This window comes from Sphingobium sp. PAMC28499 (assembly GCF_004795815.1).
Lineage (GTDB): Bacteria > Pseudomonadota > Alphaproteobacteria > Sphingomonadales > Sphingomonadaceae > Sphingobium > Sphingobium yanoikuyae.
Window position 1 is genome coordinate 3,613,834 of sequence record NZ_CP039248.1, and the last position, 17,142, is coordinate 3,630,975.

Consider the following 17,142-nt stretch of genomic DNA (forward strand, 5'->3'; position numbering starts at 1 on the left):
CTTCATGTCGCCATTCATCATCAACCGGAAAAGAAGCAGCAACAGTAGAAACCTACATGCCTTCGTGACGACCGGGCAACAAAGCGCGGCGTCACAGCAGGAGAATGCAATGAGTTTGATCCTTATGGCGCTTGCCGCCGCCGCGACCCATAATGTCTCGGTCGAGCATCATGGCAACCAGGTCGGTGCCACCTACACCGCCCGTGCCGACATCCGCACAAAGACCATCGGCGCCAAGACGCCCAACCGCATGGACGGCCAGCGCTGCCAGTGGACCGCGACGATCGTCGTCGACCGCAAGCTGGACCATGGCCCTGCGCTCGCCCGCACCGTGTCGAGCGACAAGCGCTTTTCGGGTAGCGAGGCTGGCGCCTGCACGACCGGCCGTCAGTCGGGCGAACGCAACATGGCCCAGTATCAGGACAAGATCGAAGCGCACCTGATCGCCGTGGCAGAAGCCGATCGCGCGCCGCTGCTGGCCGAACTGGACTCGGTGCGCAATCTTGCGTCGAACTGATCGGACCATCGGCCTGGCATGGCTGGGCGGGCTTGGCCTCGCCCTCCATGCCGTACCGGCCGCCGCCCAATATGCCAGCGGCCCCAGCGCCACGATCGAGGTCGCCAGCGACGAGCGTCGCCGGGGCCTGAGCTGGAGCGACGGCGATCCGGTGCTGCGCGGCAGCGTCTCCGTGCCGGTCGCGCAGGGCCTGTCGCTCGATGGCGCCGCGACCAGTCTCTGGGGCAGCGATCGCCATGGCGGCGCCGACGCCGTGATCGACCTTGGCCCTTCCTATGTCCACCAGCTGGGCGGCTGGCGGCTGTCGCTCGACGCGCGCTACCATCTCTTCCCCGGTGCCGATCATCAGGGCTATGGCGAATTTGGCGCCGGCGCCGGCTTCCTGATCGGCCCTGCCAGCATCGACATCGGCGCCCAATTTGCGCCGCGCCAGTCGGCGATCGGCGGCGACAATCTCTATCTATCCTCCGCCGCTTCCTTCGCCATTCCGGGCACGCCGCTCACCGCCTCGGCGCGGGTCGGCCATAGTTCCGGGTCGGATCGCGATCCGATCGCCTCGCAACGGCTGCGGCCGGGCGGGGATTATTGGGATTATGGCGCAGCCATCGCCTGGTATCGCGGTCGCTGGTCGGCGGAGTTGCGCTACAGCGACACGGACATCGACAGCCGCGACGCGCGCCACGCCGGCTCGGCCCTCATCGGAAAGGTTGGCCTAACCCTGTAGCACCAGCGATATGAGTTCGGGCGAGGAGACGCCCGCCGAGCGCAGGAAGCCCTGATAATAATCACAGCCTTCCCGTGCCAGCAGGTCGAGCTGCTGCTCCGTCTCCACCCCTTCGGCGATGACGTTGAGGCCCAGCGACTTCGCCATATGGATCACCCCGCGCACGATGATCCGGTCCCGCGCCGACCCGGCGATATCCTGGGCCAGGCTGGAGTCGATCTTCAGATAATCGAGCGGCAGGCCCTTGAGGTAGGCCAGGCTCGAATAGCCGGTGCCGAAATCGTCGATCGCCACCGCCAACCCTTCGGACCGCAGCGCCGTCAGCAGCGCCGCCGCCGCGTCGACATCCTGGATCAGCCCGCTTTCGGTAATCTCCACCGTCAGCCGCGAGCGGGGAAAGCCGCTGCGGTCCACCTGGCCCAGGAAATCGGCCATGAACCCCGGCTGCGAAATATCCGCCGCCGTGACGTTGATCGACAGGCGCAGATTGGACAGCGCGCTCGGCCAGGCCGCCGCCTGCCGCAATGCCTCGGCCTGGATATGCGCCGACAGCGGCAGCATATAGTCGGACCGCTCCGCCGTGCCGAACAATATGCCGGCCCCCAGCGGGCCATAGATCGGGTGGTTCCACCGCGCCAAAGCCTCGACCCCGCTGATGCGATGGTCATAGACCGGATATTGCGGCTGGAACACGATGCCGATCTCGCCCCGGTGCAGCGCCAGCCGCAGGTCGGTTTCCAGTTGGTCGGCGTCGAGCTGGCGGCTGCGCTTCTCGGCGGAAAAGATGCGAACGCCCTCGCCCCCGCCCTGCCGCGCATCGGCCAGTGCAGCCCCTGCCCGCCGCAGCAACTGTGTTGCGTCATCCTCCGCCCGCGCCTGCGCGATGCCGCAACGGGCAATCAAACGGATCAGATGGTCGCCCGCACTGAACGGCCGGCTGATCGCCTCGATCAACTGCCGCGCCAGATAGGTCGCCCGCTCCGCCGCCGCTGGCTCGCCGGTCAGGCCGACCAGAAATTCCGTGCCGGCGATCCGCGCGACCATCGCATGGCCCGCCACGCTGTCGACAATCTGTTCGATCCGCCGCGCAATCCGCCCCAGCAGTGCGTCACCCACCACCTGGCCATAGGCCGCATTCATGCGATCGAACTGGCTGATCGACAGCAGCACCACCGTCGTCGGCAGCCCCGACCGGCGATCCAGCCAGTCCAGTGCCGCCTGGCGTGAACGCAACCCGGTCAGATTGTCGCGGCTCGCCACATCCTGGTCCTGCGCGTCGGACAGCCACTCCACATCCGCCGCCACCGTGCCATCGACGAAGCGCAGATGATGCACCAGCCGATTGCCCGGCCGCCCCGGCACGGCATGGGCGAACGCCGCCGGACGCCCCGACTGCATCATTCCCTCCAGCGCGTTCAGCACTGCCTTGCGCTCATTACGCGCCAGCCGGTGGATCAAGGTCGATGGCGTCGGCTGCCACGCCTCTATCCCCAGATTGCGGGCCAGACTCTCGCTCAGCCGCAGCCCGGCACCGTCGCGGTCCATCTCCCAGTACAGCGCGTCGCCCCGACGGATGCGCTGCGCCCGCTGGCTCTGCATCGCGCCACCGCCCAGCCGCTCGACCAGCCGCTGCGCCGATGCCAGCGTCGCCTGCAACAGGGGTTGCGTCACCGGCGCCACCAGAAAATGGGTCGCGCCGGCGTCGAACAATTGCGGCAGGATCGCGACCGCCGCCGCATCGACCAGCACCACCAGCGCGCAGCCGCCCGCATCCACCGCCGGCACCAAGGGCGCGATCAGCTTGGCCGCCGTCCCGCCGCGCATGTCGACCAGCGCGATCTGGGCATCGCTGCGCAGGAAACGTTGCGGGGCATCCGTGGCACGCCGCGCACCGATCGCGCGCCAGCCCGCCTCCTGCGCGGCACGGCACAGGGGGTCGCGGTCGCCGGGCGACAGGATGAAGATGCTGCGCTGCCCGTCCGGGGCGGCCTGCCCGCTCACTCTTTTATCGACTCCCTGACAAGGCGCATGCCGCTCTTGTAACAGCAACCGGTTACCGACCTCTTCACCGCCCCGCAACCGGCCAGCTTGCGCCCGCCATGCCCATGGCTTAGCTAGGGGCATGGCCATGGTCGATCCTGCCGCAACTTCCATGACCGACGGCCTTGGCCGCCGGATCGATTATCTGCGGATTTCCGTTACGGATCGATGCGACTTGCGCTGCCGATACTGCATGGCGGAACGGATGCAGTTCCTGCCGAAAAATCAGGTTCTGACGCTGGAGGAAATCGCGCTTCTCGCCGATCTCTTCATCGCGCGCGGTGTGCGCCGCATCCGCCTGACCGGCGGCGAACCGCTGGTGCGCCGCGACATCATCGACCTGATCCGTCGAATCGGTCGCCATCTGGAGGCCGGCCTTCAGGAACTGACGCTGACCACCAACGGCACGCGTTTGGCCGATCATGCAGAGGCGCTGCACGACGCCGGCGTCCGCCGCATCAATGTCAGCCTCGACAGCCTGCAGGCCGATCGCTTCGCCCATATCACCCGCGGCGGCGACCTATCGGCCGTGCGGCGCGGACTGGATGCCGCGCGCGCGGCGGGGCTTGCGGTAAAGATCAACATGGTCGCGCTCAAGGATATCAATGCCGACGAGATCCTGCCGATGCTGCGCTGGTGCGACAGCCAGGGCTTCGACCTGACCCTGATCGAGACCATGCCGCTGGGGGAAACCGGCGAAGATCGCACCGACCATTATCTGCCGCTGTCGCATGTCGCGCAGGAGATTGACGCCCATCATGCCCTCACCCCGATCGCGGCGCGCACGGGTGGCCCGGCGCGCTATCATGATGTTGAGGGGCTGGGCATCCGCCTTGGCCTCATCACCCCGCTCACCCGCAATTTCTGCGCCGACTGCAATCGCATGCGCATGACCTGCGAGGGCAAGATCTACATGTGCCTGGGCCATGACGACCATGTCGATTTCAAGGCCGCCCTGCGCAGCGGCGGCCTCGCCGCAGTCGAGCCGCTGGTCGATCGCGCGCTGCGGCGCAAGCCTGCCGCCCATGATTTCCGGATTGGCGCCGGCGCACCGACTGCCGCGGTCCAGCGACATATGAGCGTCACCGGCGGATGAACAGCGAACCCCGGCGCGCCCTCGTCGCGTCCCCGACCCAGGCTGCACGGGCAGCGGAAGAGCGGTTGCGCGCCGCCTATGATTTCGTGCCACTGGATCAGGCGGACACGGTCATTGCGCTGGGCGGCGACGGCTTCATGCTGCAGACGCTGCACGCCATGCTGGAATCCCGCCGCATATTGCCGGTCTTCGGCATGAACCTCGGCACGGTCGGCTTCCTGATGAACGAATGGCGGCTGGAACGGCTGGAACAGCGGCTGGAAAAGGCCAAGAGCTTCAAGGTCAACCCGCTGCGCATGGTGGTCGATACGGTCGATGGCGAGCGTTTCTCCATTCCGGCGATCAACGAAGTCTCGCTGCTGCGTGAAACCCGCCAGACCGCCAAGCTGGAAGTGCAGGTCAATGATCGCCCCGTGCTGCCCGAACTGGTGTGCGACGGCGTGCTGGTAGCCACCCCCGCCGGGTCCACCGCCTATAATCTGTCCGCCCACGGCCCAATCCTGCCGCTGGGGTCCGCCTTGGTCGCCCTGACCCCGATCAGCCCGTTCCGGCCGCGCCGCTGGCGTGGCGCCATCCTGCCGGAAAATACCGCGATTCGCTTTACCGTGCTCGATCCGGTCAAGCGTCCGGTCAGTGCCGTCGCCGACCAGCGCGAAGTCCGCGACGTCGCCCAGGTCGAGGTCAAGATCGACCGCGCCACCCCGCTGACCCTGTTGTTCGACCCCGAACATACGCTGGACGACCGGATCGCGGCCGAACAATTCATCGCGTAATTTTCTGCAATTTCACGCTTGCCATTTGGGACAAGCCGCTGCATATGCGCGGCCTGCCCGGCGCAAGCGGGGCTGCTCCCCGATAGCTCAGCGGTAGAGCATTCGACTGTTAATCGAATGGCCGTAGGTTCGAATCCTACTCGGGGAGCCACTATTTCAGCCCTTGGCAAGGCCGGGCTGGCTCCAGACAATCCGAAATTCAGCGCATCGCACGATTGCGGCGCTCGCCAACCATGGCTGGCGAGCGCATGCCTTCAGATTCTGCCGCGCAGCGTCACCAGAATATTGCGCGGATCGCCATAGGCATCGGTCGAGCCCCAGCGGATATCATAGCCGATCGCCTTGTAATAATGCTTGTCGAACAGATTGTTGATGTTGGCCTGAAGATCGAACCGGTCGCTGATCTTGTATCCCAGCATCAGGTCGGCAACGGCATAGCCCCCCTGTTCGACGCGGAAGGCGACATTGTTGAAATTGGCGCCGTTATTGTCGTTGTATATGCGACTCTGCCAGTTAAGTCCGGCGCCGACACGCAGCCGGTCGAGCTTCCCCGGCAGAGTGTAGAAGGTCGACAATTTAGCCATGTGGCGGGGCATGTCGGTGTCGAAATTCTTGCCGCCATTTTCGGGGTTGGTGTCCCGCACAAATTGAATGCTGGTATAGGTATAGCTGAGCGAAATGTTCCAGTCGGGCGTAATCGCGCCCTGAAGCTCGGCATCAATGCCCTTGCTGCGCACCAGACCTGCAGCCGTCGAGCAACTGCTGGCCGGGAAGCTGGGACAACCGCTCTGATCGGTCGGCACGAATGCCCTATTTCGTTGGTCGATGCGGAAGAGTGCGATCGCCGCATTCAGCGCGCCGTCGAGATATTCGCCCTTGATACCCACCTCGTAATTCTGGCCGGTGATCGGCTTCAGGATCGTCTGGCTATCGGTGTCGACAGCAAAGCCCCTGGCCGTTTGCGGCTGGAAAATGTCGGTGAAGCTGGCATAGAACGAATGATGACGATAGATGTCCAGGATCGCGCCGGCATAGACGGTCTGGTGGGCATCGACCTTGTAATCGCCGGTCGCAGCCGTGCGGTTATCATAATCGTACCAATCCAGCCGCCCGCCCAGGATGACCTTCAGCCCATCGAACGGATTTAGCCGGGTCGAGGCATAGAGACCGCTCTGGCTGATGACGTTCCGGCTGTAGGTCGTCGGCACGAAATTGGGCCGAGCACCGCTGGCCGGGTCGAAATCGAACATGTCGACATTGCCTGCGAGCAGCCCGCCCCCGCTGTAATTTTGCGTGCCTGTCGAGGTCTCGCGTCGGCTGGCGCCGAATGTCAGATCATGGTCGCGGCCAAACAATGTGACCGGCCCGCTGGCATAGAGGTCGACACTGGCCTGATCCTCGTCATAGGCGGCCTGATAGGCGGAATGGGTGAGCGTCAGGTCGGGCCGGCGATAGACATAGGTGCCGGAGAACATGGCATCCTGCCACACCTTCATGCTCGCCAGCCGGACGCTCCAGTCGTGGCCGAAACGATGGATCAGTTCGCCAAAGACGGTGTTCGACTTCTGGCTTTTGCCTTCCCAGTCATAGCTGGGCCGGGTCGAGCGCGGCAGGTCGAGATGCGTGCCGGTGGCGCTTAGCGGCAAGCCGCCCCAGAAGCTGTTGAAGAAATCATCCTGATGTGTGACGCCCACCATCAACGTCGTATCGGGACCGATATCATATTCGCCGATCGCATGGATCAGACCGCGATGAATGACCTCGCCATCGCGGAAACTGCTGCTGTCCTGATAGGAGCCGATGACCCGCACCCGCAGATTGCCGGCCTGATCGACACCGCCCGACATGTCGATCTGCCCGCGATAATTGTCCCAACTGCCGGCCGATCCTTCGAGATTGAGTTGAAAGTCGCGGGTCGGGCGCTTGCGCACCAGATTGATCGCCGCCGATGGATTGCCGCTGCCGGTTACAAGGCCCGTAGCGCCGCGCACCACCTCCACCCGGTCATAGATGGCCATATTGGCCTGACTGCCCACGACCCATCCCTGATAGCGGGACGGCAGGCCGTCATACATGATGTTGTCGATATCGAAGCCACGCGCGGTAAAGCTCGGGCGGCCAGGTCCGCTGGAATAGTTGAGGAACAGGCCTGGCGTATTTTCCACCACGTCGGTGATGTTGGTCATCACCTGATCGTCCAGTCGCTGGCGGGTGACGACGGTCACCGACTGCGGCGTCTCCCGGATCGACATGGGCAGCTTCGTCGCGGTCTTCATCGACCGGGTCGTGTAAGAGCCGGTCCCCTCGGTAGATGCGGGATCGCCGGTCAGCCCATCATCAACGGCCTCCCCTTCGACCCGGACCGACCCGAGCATGACAGCCTGACTGGCTTGTTCCTGCCCAAACGCAGGCACCGCCGCGGCAACGATACCGCCCCCAGACAGCAACGCCCCCATCCATCTCATATGTCGCATACCAGCCCCTTTATTGCTATTGATTCGCATATGCGAATTAGGGGCTGTGATTTATGCTGTCCAGTACGGGGCACATTACGCCTTCGACAAGGACTATTTGCCGTGCAGCGGCAGGCTTTGCGAACCGCGCAAAAATCAAATGTCTTGTTTTGCAAATAAATCGCATTTGCGTTAATGGCACCATCCCAACGTGGCGATGCGCAAAGCGAACCACTCGCATGGGGTATGCATTTTGTAGGCGACGGGGCGGCTTTCCAATTTTTCTCGACGTTTTTCTTTGGAAATCCAGTCACGCCAAACGTCAACCGAACAGGGCATTGATGGGCATTAGCGAACAGCGGGTTATGCACGAGCACAGGTCAGTAGAGATCGCTGGAGGCAAGGCATCATGAAGGCATCGTTGCGCCAGACCATGTCGACGCTGCACACTTGGACCGGGCTGCTGCCTGGCTGGCTGCTGTTCGTCATCTTCCTGTTCGGCACGGTTGCGTTCTTCCAGCAGGAAATATCGCAATGGATGCGACCTGAACTGACACCCGCCCCGGTCAGTGATAAGGCAATCGACGCCGCCGACACGATCCTGCGCAAGGAAGGCGCGGGTGCAGACGACTGGACGCTCTCCCTTCCCGGTTCGCGCGGCGGCGAAGGCTTCTCCATCGGCTGGACACCGGCGGGCGGCGACCGCTCAAGTCAGCAGGAACGGACGCTCGATGCCACCAGCGGCGCCCTGACCAGCGTGCGCGATACGCGCGGCGGTTTCTTCCTCTATCGCATGCATTTCGACCTTCATTATATGCCGGTCATGTGGGCGCGCCTCCTCGTAAGCCTGGCTGCACTCGCCATGCTGGTCGCGATCCTGAGCGGCGTCGTCACCCACAAGAAGATCTTCACCGACTTCTTCCTGCTGCGCTTCGGCAAGGGCCAGCGCTCCTGGCTCGACGCGCATAATGTGACCGCCGTCCTCGCCCTGCCCTTCTATCTGATGATCACCTATACCGGGCTCGTCACCCTGCTTTTCACCCTGATGCCATGGGCGATCAGCGCAAATTTCCCGTCGACCGACGCCTATTATGAGGCGGCCTTCCCGTCCGGGCCAAAGAGCGAACCGAGCGAGGCGAAGGCCGATCTGCGCCCGATCCCCGAACTGCTACAGCGTGCCCGCATTTTGCGTCCCGGTTTCGAGCCCAGCTATGTCAGCATCAGCCATCCCGGCAATGCAGCCGCTATCGTCCGCATCTGGCCCCGCACCGAAACGCTGGGCGGCCACCAGCCGATGCTCTACCTCAACGGCGCCACCGGCAAGCCGCTGGCTGGCCCGCGCGAAGGCGGCGCAGCGACAGCGACCAAGGGGGTGATGGTCGACCTTCATGCCGGCCGCTATGCCAACCCGGCCTTGCGCTGGCTCTATTTCCTCTCCGGCGTGGGCGGCACGATCATGGTCGGCAGCGGGCTGGTGCTGTGGACGGTCAAGCGTCGCGCCAAGCTGCCCAATCCGGCCCGACCCCATTTCGGTTTCCGTCTGGTCGAACGGCTGAACATCGGCGTCATCGCCGGCGCATCGGCAGGGATCGCGGTCTATTTCCTCGCCAACCGGCTGCTCGATCCGACCATGGCCGAACGCGCCGATTGGGAGGTCAACGCCCTCTTCATCATGTGGGGTGCGATCTTCGTCTGGAGCCTTGGTCGCCCGGCGCGCCGCGCCTGGATTGAAGGACTGGCCGCCTGCGCCCTGCTCTATGCCGCCATTCCGCTGGTCAACGCCGCTACCACGCCCCGTGGCCTGCCCGCCAGCGTGATGGCGGGTGACGCTATCTTCATCCTGTTCGACCTGATGATGATCCTGACCGCCACTGGCTTCGCCTTTGCCGCCCGCAAGGTGGCAACCCACCAGTCCAAGGCCAAGGCGCGCAGCCGCACGCGCCAGCCCAAGCAAGATTTTCAGGAAGTGCCGGCATGACCCATGTCGCAACAGCCCTGCTGTCGCTCAGCGGCTTTGCGCTGCTGTTTCTGGCGATGGCCCGCCACCAGCAGGACTGGCTTCGTCGCAAGCTGCCCGACCAGCAATCACGCCGATTGCGCCAGGCGGGCTTTGCGCTGCTGAGCATCGCCTTCCTGATCGCAGGCCTTGGCCTTGGCTGGGGTTATGGCAGCGTCGCCTGGTTCGGCTGGCTGAGCGCCGGCGCCGTCACGATCGTGACGCTCAATTGCAATCGCGAGCGCATCCTCACTTGGGTGCGGCCATGATCGGGTTCAGCTCTGTCGCTCGTGCGCGCTGGGCCAATGCCGGACGGATCACGGCCTGCACGCTGGGTGCCTATGGCCTGACCGCGCTCGTCACTGCGGCCCTTTCCCGCCTGCTCGTTCGGCTTGGCACCGATGCGGTCGAAGCCGTCACCGGCGTTACGCTTGCCAGCTTTGCCTTGTTCGCGGTGATCGCAATGAGCGCCTTTCACGCGCGCAATCCGGCGCGCGCATGGAGCGTCATGATCCTCCTGGCCCTGCCCCCCGCCATGCTGCTGCTCATGCTTTCGGAATAGATATGGCTTCACTTCCTCTCGCCCGTGCGCCACTGACCAATCGCACGCCTTCACGCATCGAACCGGCCTGGAGCTATAGCCGCTACAGCGACCAGGCGATGCCGCTTCGCACGCGCCTGGCGGGCATGGGCGGCGTCGGGGCGATCGGACTGGCCGTCCTGGCGGTGAGCTTTGTCACCTGGCACACCTATGTCGCGCCGAAATCGACGCCGACGCTGAGTATTTTTGCCGTTGCTCCGCCGGCTGCGCCGCTGGAACCGGCACGCGAAGTGCCGCCTAGTCCCGAACAGGTGCAGAAGGAAAAGTCGCAGCCCACGCCCCAGCAACCGATGCTGGAACCGCCCAAGATCATCGTTCCGAGCGCCAATGTACTACCGGCCGTGGCGGCCAAGCCTGTTCCCGATCCCGGACCGCCGATCAAGGAAACCACTGCGCCGGAAAGCAAGCCAGCACCGCCGGCACCACAGATATCGACCGGCAAGCCCACTTGGGAAGGACTGGTGCTGGGCGCACTTAACAAGGTGAAGCATTATCCCCGCGATGCCCATTTCGCGCGGCAGCAGGGTGTTCCCTATATCCGCTTTGTCATGGACCGGGACGGCAAGCTGTTGTCGGCACGGATCGAGCGCTCGTCCGGCGTGCGATCGCTCGATCAGGAAGCGCTGGCCTTGCCCAGGCGCGCGCAACCGCTGCCCAAACCGCCCGAGGATGTGAAGGGCGACAGCATCGAACTAGTCGTGCCGGTCGAGTTTTTCCTGCGATGATGTTGTTTCCTGCGCTGATGGCCGGCCTCGCCATGACGGCGGGCGTGATGGCGAACGAACAGGAAGGGGCGCAGGATAATAGTCCGCCGGCCCATCCACCAATCGTCCCGACCGGTCCTGATCCGGTTTATCCGGCCGATTTCTACGCGCCCTTTCAGCCCCAGACCGCGCTCGACATGCTGGAGCGCACCCCCGGCTTCCTGTTGAGCGAGGGTAACAGCCTGCGTGGTTTTGGCGGCGCGGCCGGCAATGTGCTGATCGATGGTCAGCGACCTACGGTGAAGGCCGGCGGCATTACCGAGGTACTGCGCCGGATCGGTGCCGCACGCGTCGAGCGGGTCGTGCTGTTGCGCGGGACCGACGCGGCCGAGGCACAGGGACAGACATTGGTGGCCAATGTCATCCTGCGCACCGATGGGGGCGGATCGGGCAATGCCTCGCTGAAGCTCAGCCATACCCGCGACGGCCGAATATCGCCCTCTGCCCAGATCAGCCACGCACGCAAGATTGCCGGCTGGCAAAGCAATGTGGAACTGTCGGTCGAGCAGGTCCGCTACCCGATCGACGGCATCTATCATATCAGCAACGGCAATGGCATGCCGACCGAGACCCGGCATGAGCGCATCATCGGCAAGGCGCCGGAGATAGGGCTTGCGGCATCGACATCCGGCGTGCTGGCCGGCGGTACGCTGACGCTCAATCTGCGGCTCAATCGGGATGGCTATGAATCCGATCGGGCGATCATGATCACGCCGGCTGACGGTGCAGCGATGATCGAGCGGACCATCGGCTATGACGAAAAGGGGCGCAGTGGCGAATTGGGGCTCGACTGGACCCGCACCCTTGGCAAGGACTGGTCGGCAAAGCTGGTGGGGCTCGGTCGGGTCGAACGCCTGACCACCGACGAGGACTATGTCGAGCCGGGCTATCGTGGCGTTTCGGCGCTGGCGCAGAAGCCGTTGGAGCTGGTCGGTCGCACGACGCTGACGCGGGGTGGCGACCACGTACTCCGCCCCGAACTGGGGATGGAGATCGCCTATAACCGGCTCAACAGTGCCCTCGACTATGCGGAGGATAATGGCAGCGGCCTGACGCCGATCACCCTGGCAAATGCCAATAGCCGTGTATCCGAACTGCGGGGCGAGGCCTTTGCCAATGTCACACTGCGCCTCGGCAAGCGCTGGATGCTGGAAAGCGGCATGGCGTTCGAACTGTCGCGCATCCGCGTCACGGGGGATGCTGCGAACGAGCAAAGCCTGTCCTATTGGAAACCGTCTGCCGCTCTGGTCTGGTCGCCGCGCGATACCAGCCAGTTGCGACTGGGCATTCGCCGCACGGTCGATCAGCTCGACTTCGGCGACTTCGCTGCGTCGGTAAATCAGGCCGACGGCCGGCCGCTCGGTGGAAATGCGCAATTGCGCCCAGCCCGCGTTACCCGCGCGCTTGCCCGTGCCGACCATCGCTGGGGCAAGGGCGGCGCGCTGGCGGTCGAGGCTTATCATCAATGGCACCAGGGGATGCTCGGCTATCTCCTCCTCCCCACGGGCGACGAAGCGCTGGGGACGATCGGCAATGCCCGCCAATGGGGTATCAGCACGCAAGCAACGCTGCCGCTCGATGCCGCCCTGCGCGGCGCGCGGCTGACGCTCGACGGTACGCTACGGGGATCGCGCATGCGCGACCCTGTAACCGGAGACAACAGAAAGATGGATGATATCGCGCCACGCAGCCTGACCGCCGAGTTCCGCCACGACGTGCCGAAACTGCGTTCATCCTGGGGGATCAGCTATACCGCCGCCGAACAGGGCGATGTCTTCTACACCGGTGAGCGACTGACCTGGCGCGACGATGCCACATTCGATGCCTATGTCGAAACCACGGCGCTGGCCGGGTTCAAGACGACGCTGCGGGCCAGCGCGCTCAACGGTCAGGATTATCATCGGCTGCGCCGTTTCTACAGTCCAAGCCGGGCAGGCAGCTATAGCGGGCAGGAACAGCGCAACCAGTGGGAGGGTGCCGTCGTCTCGCTGACATTGGCGCGTGCGCTGTGAACCGCTCCACCCTGCCCCTCCACCGCCGTACACGGACCGAGCGCCGGGTGCTCGCAATGCTGCGGGGCGAGGAGCAGCGGATCGGTCTCGCGGCCATCGACAGCTTCGCCCGCCTGCGCGGGCTCGCCATCGAATGCGGCCTGCGAATCCAGCCGCCCGGCACCCGCTATGTCAGTGACGACGAACTGGTCCTGCTTGCCTCGCTGGCCGACGCCCAGCGTCTCACCTCTGCCCCCACAATACCCCTGGACGAACGACTGACCGCCGATACCCGCGCATGCGCGGAGCTGCTGATCCGGAATAATCTGCGGCTATCGCCCCTGACCCTATATAGCGGACGCGGAGCACGCCGAAGCTGACCACAGCCGATGATCGGCGCGCCCATCTCTGCCGCGCAAATCTATGAGCCATTCTCCCGCCACATTGCCCGAACTCATTTGCGCAAATTGTCTACAACTTTAGTTGACAGTTAACGCTCGGCCCGAAGCCGCGGCGGATCACGGTTGAGTGGGGAACAATGACAAAAGGGATTTTCCTGGCCGCCAGCGGCAGCGCGATCATGGCTGCGGCAATGGCCGGGTCGGCCTGGGCACAGGCACCCGCGCCGGCAGAGGACGCTGGCGGCGGCATCATCGTCACCGCCGAACGACGCGCGACCGATCTGCAGAAGACGGCGATCGCGATTTCCGCCTTCACGCCCGAGACGCTGGAGCAGCGCAACATCACCAATGTCCGCGACCTGGCCGGCCAGGTGCCCAACCTGTTCGTGGCGCGGACATCGATCAGCCACACCACCCAGACCTTCTCGCTGCGCGGCGTGGGTGAATCCGATCCGATCCAGGAGCCGGTGCTCGCCATCTATGTCGATGACGTCTACATCCCCCGCCAGATCGCCTCGATGAGCGAATTTGTCGATCTGGAACGGATCGAGCTGCTGCGCGGGCCGCAGGGGACACTCTATGGCCGCAACTCGTCGGCCGGTGCGCTGCGCATCATTACCCGCGCGCCCGACGAAACCACCCATGTCACCGCAGAACTGGGCTATGGCAGCTATAATGACGTGCAGGGCCGGGCGCTGGTCAGCGGCAAGATCGCGGGCGACCTGTCGGGTAGCATCGCCTGGATACATCGTACCCGCGACGGTGTCACCTATGATCCAACGCTGGGGCATGACGTCAACCGGATCGACCTCGACGCCTGGCGCGGCAAGCTGCGCTATACCGGCATCGCCAATCTCGACGCGCTGTTGACCGTCAACATCCTGCGCGATCGCAGCGATACGCGGTCCTACATCCCCGTCAACCAGCCCGGCAGCTTCAGTCGTCGTCGATCCTATTCGGAAGTCGAACCGGACCAGCATCTCAATTCGCGCAGCGCCTCGCTACGGCTGGTCTATGACCTGTCGCCCAGCCTGTCGATCAAGTCGATCAGCGCCTATACCGGCTTCAACCTCAATCCCGTCAATTACGAGAATGACGGCGAGGCCGCGCTGATCCAGAAGAACCTGATCCATTATAATGACCGGGCCTTCAGCCAGGAGGTGCAGTTGAACGGCGACTTTGGCGACCTCAGCTTCACCAGCGGCCTCTTCTACCTGCACGAACGTTTCTTCGTGGAGCGCGACGGCTTCAGCCGCACCGGCACGGCCGCGACCGCGCCCATCAACCGGCTGCGCGCCCACAACATCACCTATACCGATGCCTATGCCGTGTTCGGCGAGGGCACCTGGAAGGCGAACGGTATATTCAGCCTGACCGCCGGCCTGCGCGGCACCATCGAGAAGAAGCGCTTCGTCTTCGACAACAAGGTGATCGACGATGATCGCAATGTCGTGGCCCAGTCGATCGCCGGCGAGGCGGAAAAGACCTGGAAGGCGCTGACACCGAAATTGTCGGTGCAGGCGCAATGGACGCCCAATCTGCTCAATTACCTCACCTATTCGCGCGGGTTCAAATCCGGCGGGTTCGACAATCGCGCGACCCGGCTGGACCTGGCTACCCTGCCCTTCGATCCGGAAAAGGTCTCGACCTATGAAGGCGGCCTCAAGGCCACCTTGTTCGGCGGCGCGCTGCGCAGCAATCTCGCCATCTTCTACAATGATTACAAGGATCTCCAGGTATCCTTCTACGACCCTGCCTATGTCGGATCACGCCGCGGCAATGCCGGCAAGGCGCATAGCTGGGGCGTGGAGCTGGAAAATGACCTGCGCCTGTCGGATCGCTTCTCGCTTCAGGGGTCGGCTGGTTATCTCAAGGCCATTTATGACGATTATAAGGGTGCGGGGGGCAATGGCGTGGACGCCGATAGCAATCCGCTGCTGAACGCGCCTAAATGGTCCCTGTCGGGCGGCGCCAATTATGCGCTGCCGCTGGGCGCATCCGGCAGTATATTGCGCCTGTCGGCCAATGCCCAATATCAGAGCAGCTTCTATCAGAACGCCCTCGCCCGGCCGCAGGACGAAGTGCCGGGCCAGACCTTCGTCAATGGCTCGATCACCTGGATATTGCCGGACGATCGTTTCCAGTTCGCCATCCAGGGCAAGAATATCCTGGGCGCGAACAAGCCGGTCAGTTCGACCTACATCCCCTCGACCGGGGTCTATTATAAAAATTATGCCGATCCCGCGACGATCCTGCTGAGCGCCCGCTTCTCCTACTGACGCCCGCCCTATTGGCCCATTTCATATGCGCTTGAAGAGTCCGCGTTGGTCGCGCGAACCTGCCGGGCATAGATGGAATGGGCTCACCCTCCCCTCCAGCAGAAGGACAAGGCCATGGCCCGTTCTCCGCATATCAAGCTCGGCTTCATCCTGCATGGCGTCGGCCGCACCTGGCATGACTGGCGCCATCCCGATCGTGACGTGAATGCCAGCACCAGCCTTGCCCGCTATCAGGAACAGGCGGCGACCGCCGAACGCGGCAAGTTCGACTTCCTGTTCGTCGCCGACAGCCTGTCGATCACCGAACGATCCAGCCCCCATTATCTCAACCGCTTCGAGCCGATCACGATCTTCTCCGCACTGGCCGCGACCACCAGCCGGATCGGCCTGGTCGGCACGCTGACGGTCAGCTATTCCGAACCCTTCAACGTCGCGCGGCAATTCGCCTCGCTCGATCATCTGAGCGGCGGGCGCGCAGGCTGGAACGTCGTGACGTCCTGGCTGGGCGACACCGCCGCCAATTTCAGCAAGAGCGAACATCCCGCCCATGCCGTGCGCTATCGCATCGCCGCCGAATATCTCGATGTGGTCCAGGGGCTGTGGGATAGCTGGGAAGACGGCGCCCATGTCGCCGACAAGGAAAGCGGCCAATTCGTCGATCCCGATCGGCTGCATGCGCTCGATCATAAGGGCGAGTTTTTCCAGGTGCGCGGCCCGCTCAACATCAAACGCACGCCGCAGGGGCAGCCGGTGATCTTCCAGGCCGGCGCGTCGGATGATGGCCGCAACTTCGCCGCCCGCCGGGCCGAAGTGATTTTCACCCATGCCGAGACGATCGAGGCAGGGCAGGCCTATTATGCCGACGTGAAGGCGCGGGCGAAGGGCTTTGGCCGCGATGCCGACCAGTTGTTCATCCTGCCGGGCATCGCCGCGATCGTCGGTGACAGCGACGAGGAGGCCGAGGCGCGCTACCGCGAACTCGCCGCGCTGGAGTCGATCGACACCGGCCTCGGCTTCCTGTCGCGCACCTTCAACGACCATGATTTCCGCCAATATGATCTGGACGCCCCCTTCCCCGATGTCGCGCATCTGGGCCTCAACAGCCAGCAGAGCGGGACGCTGCGCATCCTGGCCGAAGTCGAAGCGGAGGGGCTGACCCTGCGGCAGGTGGCCGAACGGCTGGCGACGCCGCGCGGCGCTTTCGTGGGCTCGGCCGAGACGGTGGCGGATCAGTTGCAGCGCTGGTTCGAAAGTGGCGCGGCCGACGGCTTCGTCCTGTTCGAGCCACTGCCGGGACAACTGGCGCTGTTCGTCGACAAGGTGATCCCGATCCTGCAGCAGCGCGGCCTGTTCCGCATCGACTATGAAGGGACGACCTTCCGCGAGCATCTGGGCCTCACCGTGCCCGACAATCGATATAGCGCAGCACGGGACGCCCGGTCAGCCGCCTGATCCCATCGAACAAAGAAGGGCCCGGCAATTTGATTGCCGGGCCCTTCTTTTTTTG

The 17,142-nt window shown here is 64.1% G+C and carries 14 protein-coding genes and 1 tRNA gene; 13 read left to right on the forward strand and 2 right to left on the reverse strand.

The window, feature by feature from the left end; translation table 11 throughout:
- The first annotated feature begins 109 nt into the window (after nt 1-109).
- Nucleotides 110-517: a hypothetical protein gene (locus E5554_RS17225; protein WP_048936909.1), complete on the forward strand. Its 408-nt coding sequence runs from the start codon at nt 110-112 to the stop codon at nt 515-517.
- A complete protein-coding gene (locus E5554_RS17230) occupies nt 504-1,241 on the forward strand; it encodes a TorF family putative porin (RefSeq protein WP_136187545.1) in 738 nt (245 codons plus the stop codon). Before E5554_RS17225 ends, E5554_RS17230 begins: the two co-directional genes overlap by 14 nt.
- On the opposite strand, the gene E5554_RS17235 is transcribed toward E5554_RS17230, so the two are convergent.
- Nucleotides 1,230-3,242, reverse strand: coding sequence for a bifunctional diguanylate cyclase/phosphodiesterase (locus E5554_RS17235; protein ID WP_136187546.1), 2,013 nt, complete (start codon nt 3,240-3,242; stop codon nt 1,230-1,232). The two genes, E5554_RS17230 and E5554_RS17235, sit on opposite strands and share 12 nt — an antisense overlap.
- 121 nt (nt 3,243-3,363) lie before the next feature.
- Between E5554_RS17235 and moaA the strand changes: the two genes are divergently transcribed.
- The 3 genes from moaA (at nt 3,364) to E5554_RS17250 (ending at nt 5,301) form a co-directional block, all read left to right on the forward strand.
- The gene (gene moaA, locus E5554_RS17240) at nt 3,364-4,377 is read left to right on the forward strand and encodes a GTP 3',8-cyclase MoaA (RefSeq protein ID WP_136187547.1); all 1,014 of its coding nucleotides are present in this window, start codon (nt 3,364-3,366) and stop codon (nt 4,375-4,377) included.
- Nucleotides 4,374-5,150: an NAD kinase gene (locus E5554_RS17245; protein WP_136187548.1), complete on the forward strand. Its 777-nt coding sequence runs from the start codon at nt 4,374-4,376 to the stop codon at nt 5,148-5,150. The genes moaA and E5554_RS17245 overlap by 4 nt, the downstream gene beginning before the upstream one ends.
- Nucleotides 5,151-5,226: 76 nt before the next feature.
- Nucleotides 5,227-5,301: transfer RNA gene (locus E5554_RS17250), tRNA-Asn, on the forward strand.
- Between the two features lie 103 nt (nt 5,302-5,404).
- Here E5554_RS17250 and E5554_RS17255 read toward each other — a convergent pair.
- Entirely contained in the window at nt 5,405-7,525 is a 2,121-nt protein-coding gene (locus E5554_RS17255) for a TonB-dependent siderophore receptor (RefSeq protein ID WP_136187549.1), read from the reverse strand.
- 487 nt (nt 7,526-8,012) lie between these two features.
- On the opposite strand from E5554_RS17255, the gene E5554_RS17260 reads away from it, so the two are divergent.
- The 8 genes from E5554_RS17260 (at nt 8,013) to E5554_RS17295 (ending at nt 17,087) form a co-directional block, all read left to right on the forward strand.
- Nucleotides 8,013-9,581, forward strand: a complete 1,569-nt coding sequence (locus E5554_RS17260; RefSeq protein ID WP_136187550.1) for a PepSY-associated TM helix domain-containing protein — start codon at nt 8,013-8,015, stop codon at nt 9,579-9,581.
- Nucleotides 9,578-9,868: a DUF3325 domain-containing protein gene (locus E5554_RS17265; RefSeq protein WP_136187551.1), complete on the forward strand. Its 291-nt coding sequence runs from the start codon at nt 9,578-9,580 to the stop codon at nt 9,866-9,868. The genes E5554_RS17260 and E5554_RS17265 overlap by 4 nt, the downstream gene beginning before the upstream one ends.
- Nucleotides 9,865-10,161, forward strand: coding sequence for a hypothetical protein (locus tag E5554_RS17270; protein WP_125985779.1), 297 nt, complete (start codon nt 9,865-9,867; stop codon nt 10,159-10,161). Before E5554_RS17265 ends, E5554_RS17270 begins: the two co-directional genes overlap by 4 nt.
- Nucleotides 10,162-10,163: 2 nt before the next feature.
- Nucleotides 10,164-10,925: an energy transducer TonB gene (locus tag E5554_RS17275; RefSeq protein ID WP_136187552.1), complete on the forward strand. Its 762-nt coding sequence runs from the start codon at nt 10,164-10,166 to the stop codon at nt 10,923-10,925.
- Entirely contained in the window at nt 10,922-12,976 is a 2,055-nt protein-coding gene (locus tag E5554_RS17280; RefSeq protein ID WP_136187553.1) for a TonB-dependent receptor, read from the forward strand. The genes E5554_RS17275 and E5554_RS17280 overlap by 4 nt, the downstream gene beginning before the upstream one ends.
- Nucleotides 12,973-13,335 carry a hypothetical protein gene (locus tag E5554_RS17285; RefSeq protein WP_247594297.1) on the forward strand — a complete coding sequence of 121 codons (363 nt, stop codon included), beginning with the start codon at nt 12,973-12,975 and terminating at the stop codon, nt 13,333-13,335. Before E5554_RS17280 ends, E5554_RS17285 begins: the two co-directional genes overlap by 4 nt.
- A 158-nt stretch (nt 13,336-13,493) precedes the next feature.
- Nucleotides 13,494-15,635: a TonB-dependent receptor gene (locus tag E5554_RS17290; protein ID WP_136187554.1), complete on the forward strand. Its 2,142-nt coding sequence runs from the start codon at nt 13,494-13,496 to the stop codon at nt 15,633-15,635.
- 114 nt (nt 15,636-15,749) lie between these two features.
- Entirely contained in the window at nt 15,750-17,087 is a 1,338-nt protein-coding gene (locus E5554_RS17295; RefSeq protein WP_136187555.1) for an LLM class flavin-dependent oxidoreductase, read from the forward strand.
- Nucleotides 17,088-17,142: the final 55 nt, after the last annotated feature.

What these genes read in the sequence shown, in the direction of transcription:
- E5554_RS17225 (WP_048936909.1), top strand. Translation starts at nt 110, where the DNA reads ATGAGTTTGATCCTTATGGCGCTTGCCGCCGCCGCGACCCATAATGTC.
- moaA (WP_136187547.1), top strand. Translation starts at nt 3,364, where the DNA reads ATGGCCATGGTCGATCCTGCCGCAACTTCCATGACCGACGGCCTTGGC.
- E5554_RS17245 (WP_136187548.1), top strand. Translation starts at nt 4,374, where the DNA reads ATGAACAGCGAACCCCGGCGCGCCCTCGTCGCGTCCCCGACCCAGGCT.
- E5554_RS17255 (WP_136187549.1), bottom strand. Translation starts at nt 7,525, where the DNA reads ATGCTCGGGTCGGTCCGGGTCGAAGGGGAGGCCGTTGATGATGGGCTG.
- E5554_RS17260 (WP_136187550.1), top strand. Translation starts at nt 8,013, where the DNA reads ATGAAGGCATCGTTGCGCCAGACCATGTCGACGCTGCACACTTGGACC.
- E5554_RS17265 (WP_136187551.1), top strand. Translation starts at nt 9,578, where the DNA reads ATGACCCATGTCGCAACAGCCCTGCTGTCGCTCAGCGGCTTTGCGCTG.
- E5554_RS17270 (WP_125985779.1), top strand. Translation starts at nt 9,865, where the DNA reads ATGATCGGGTTCAGCTCTGTCGCTCGTGCGCGCTGGGCCAATGCCGGA.
- E5554_RS17275 (WP_136187552.1), top strand. Translation starts at nt 10,164, where the DNA reads ATGGCTTCACTTCCTCTCGCCCGTGCGCCACTGACCAATCGCACGCCT.
- E5554_RS17280 (WP_136187553.1), top strand. Translation starts at nt 10,922, where the DNA reads ATGATGTTGTTTCCTGCGCTGATGGCCGGCCTCGCCATGACGGCGGGC.
- E5554_RS17290 (WP_136187554.1), top strand. Translation starts at nt 13,494, where the DNA reads ATGACAAAAGGGATTTTCCTGGCCGCCAGCGGCAGCGCGATCATGGCT.
- E5554_RS17295 (WP_136187555.1), top strand. Translation starts at nt 15,750, where the DNA reads ATGGCCCGTTCTCCGCATATCAAGCTCGGCTTCATCCTGCATGGCGTC.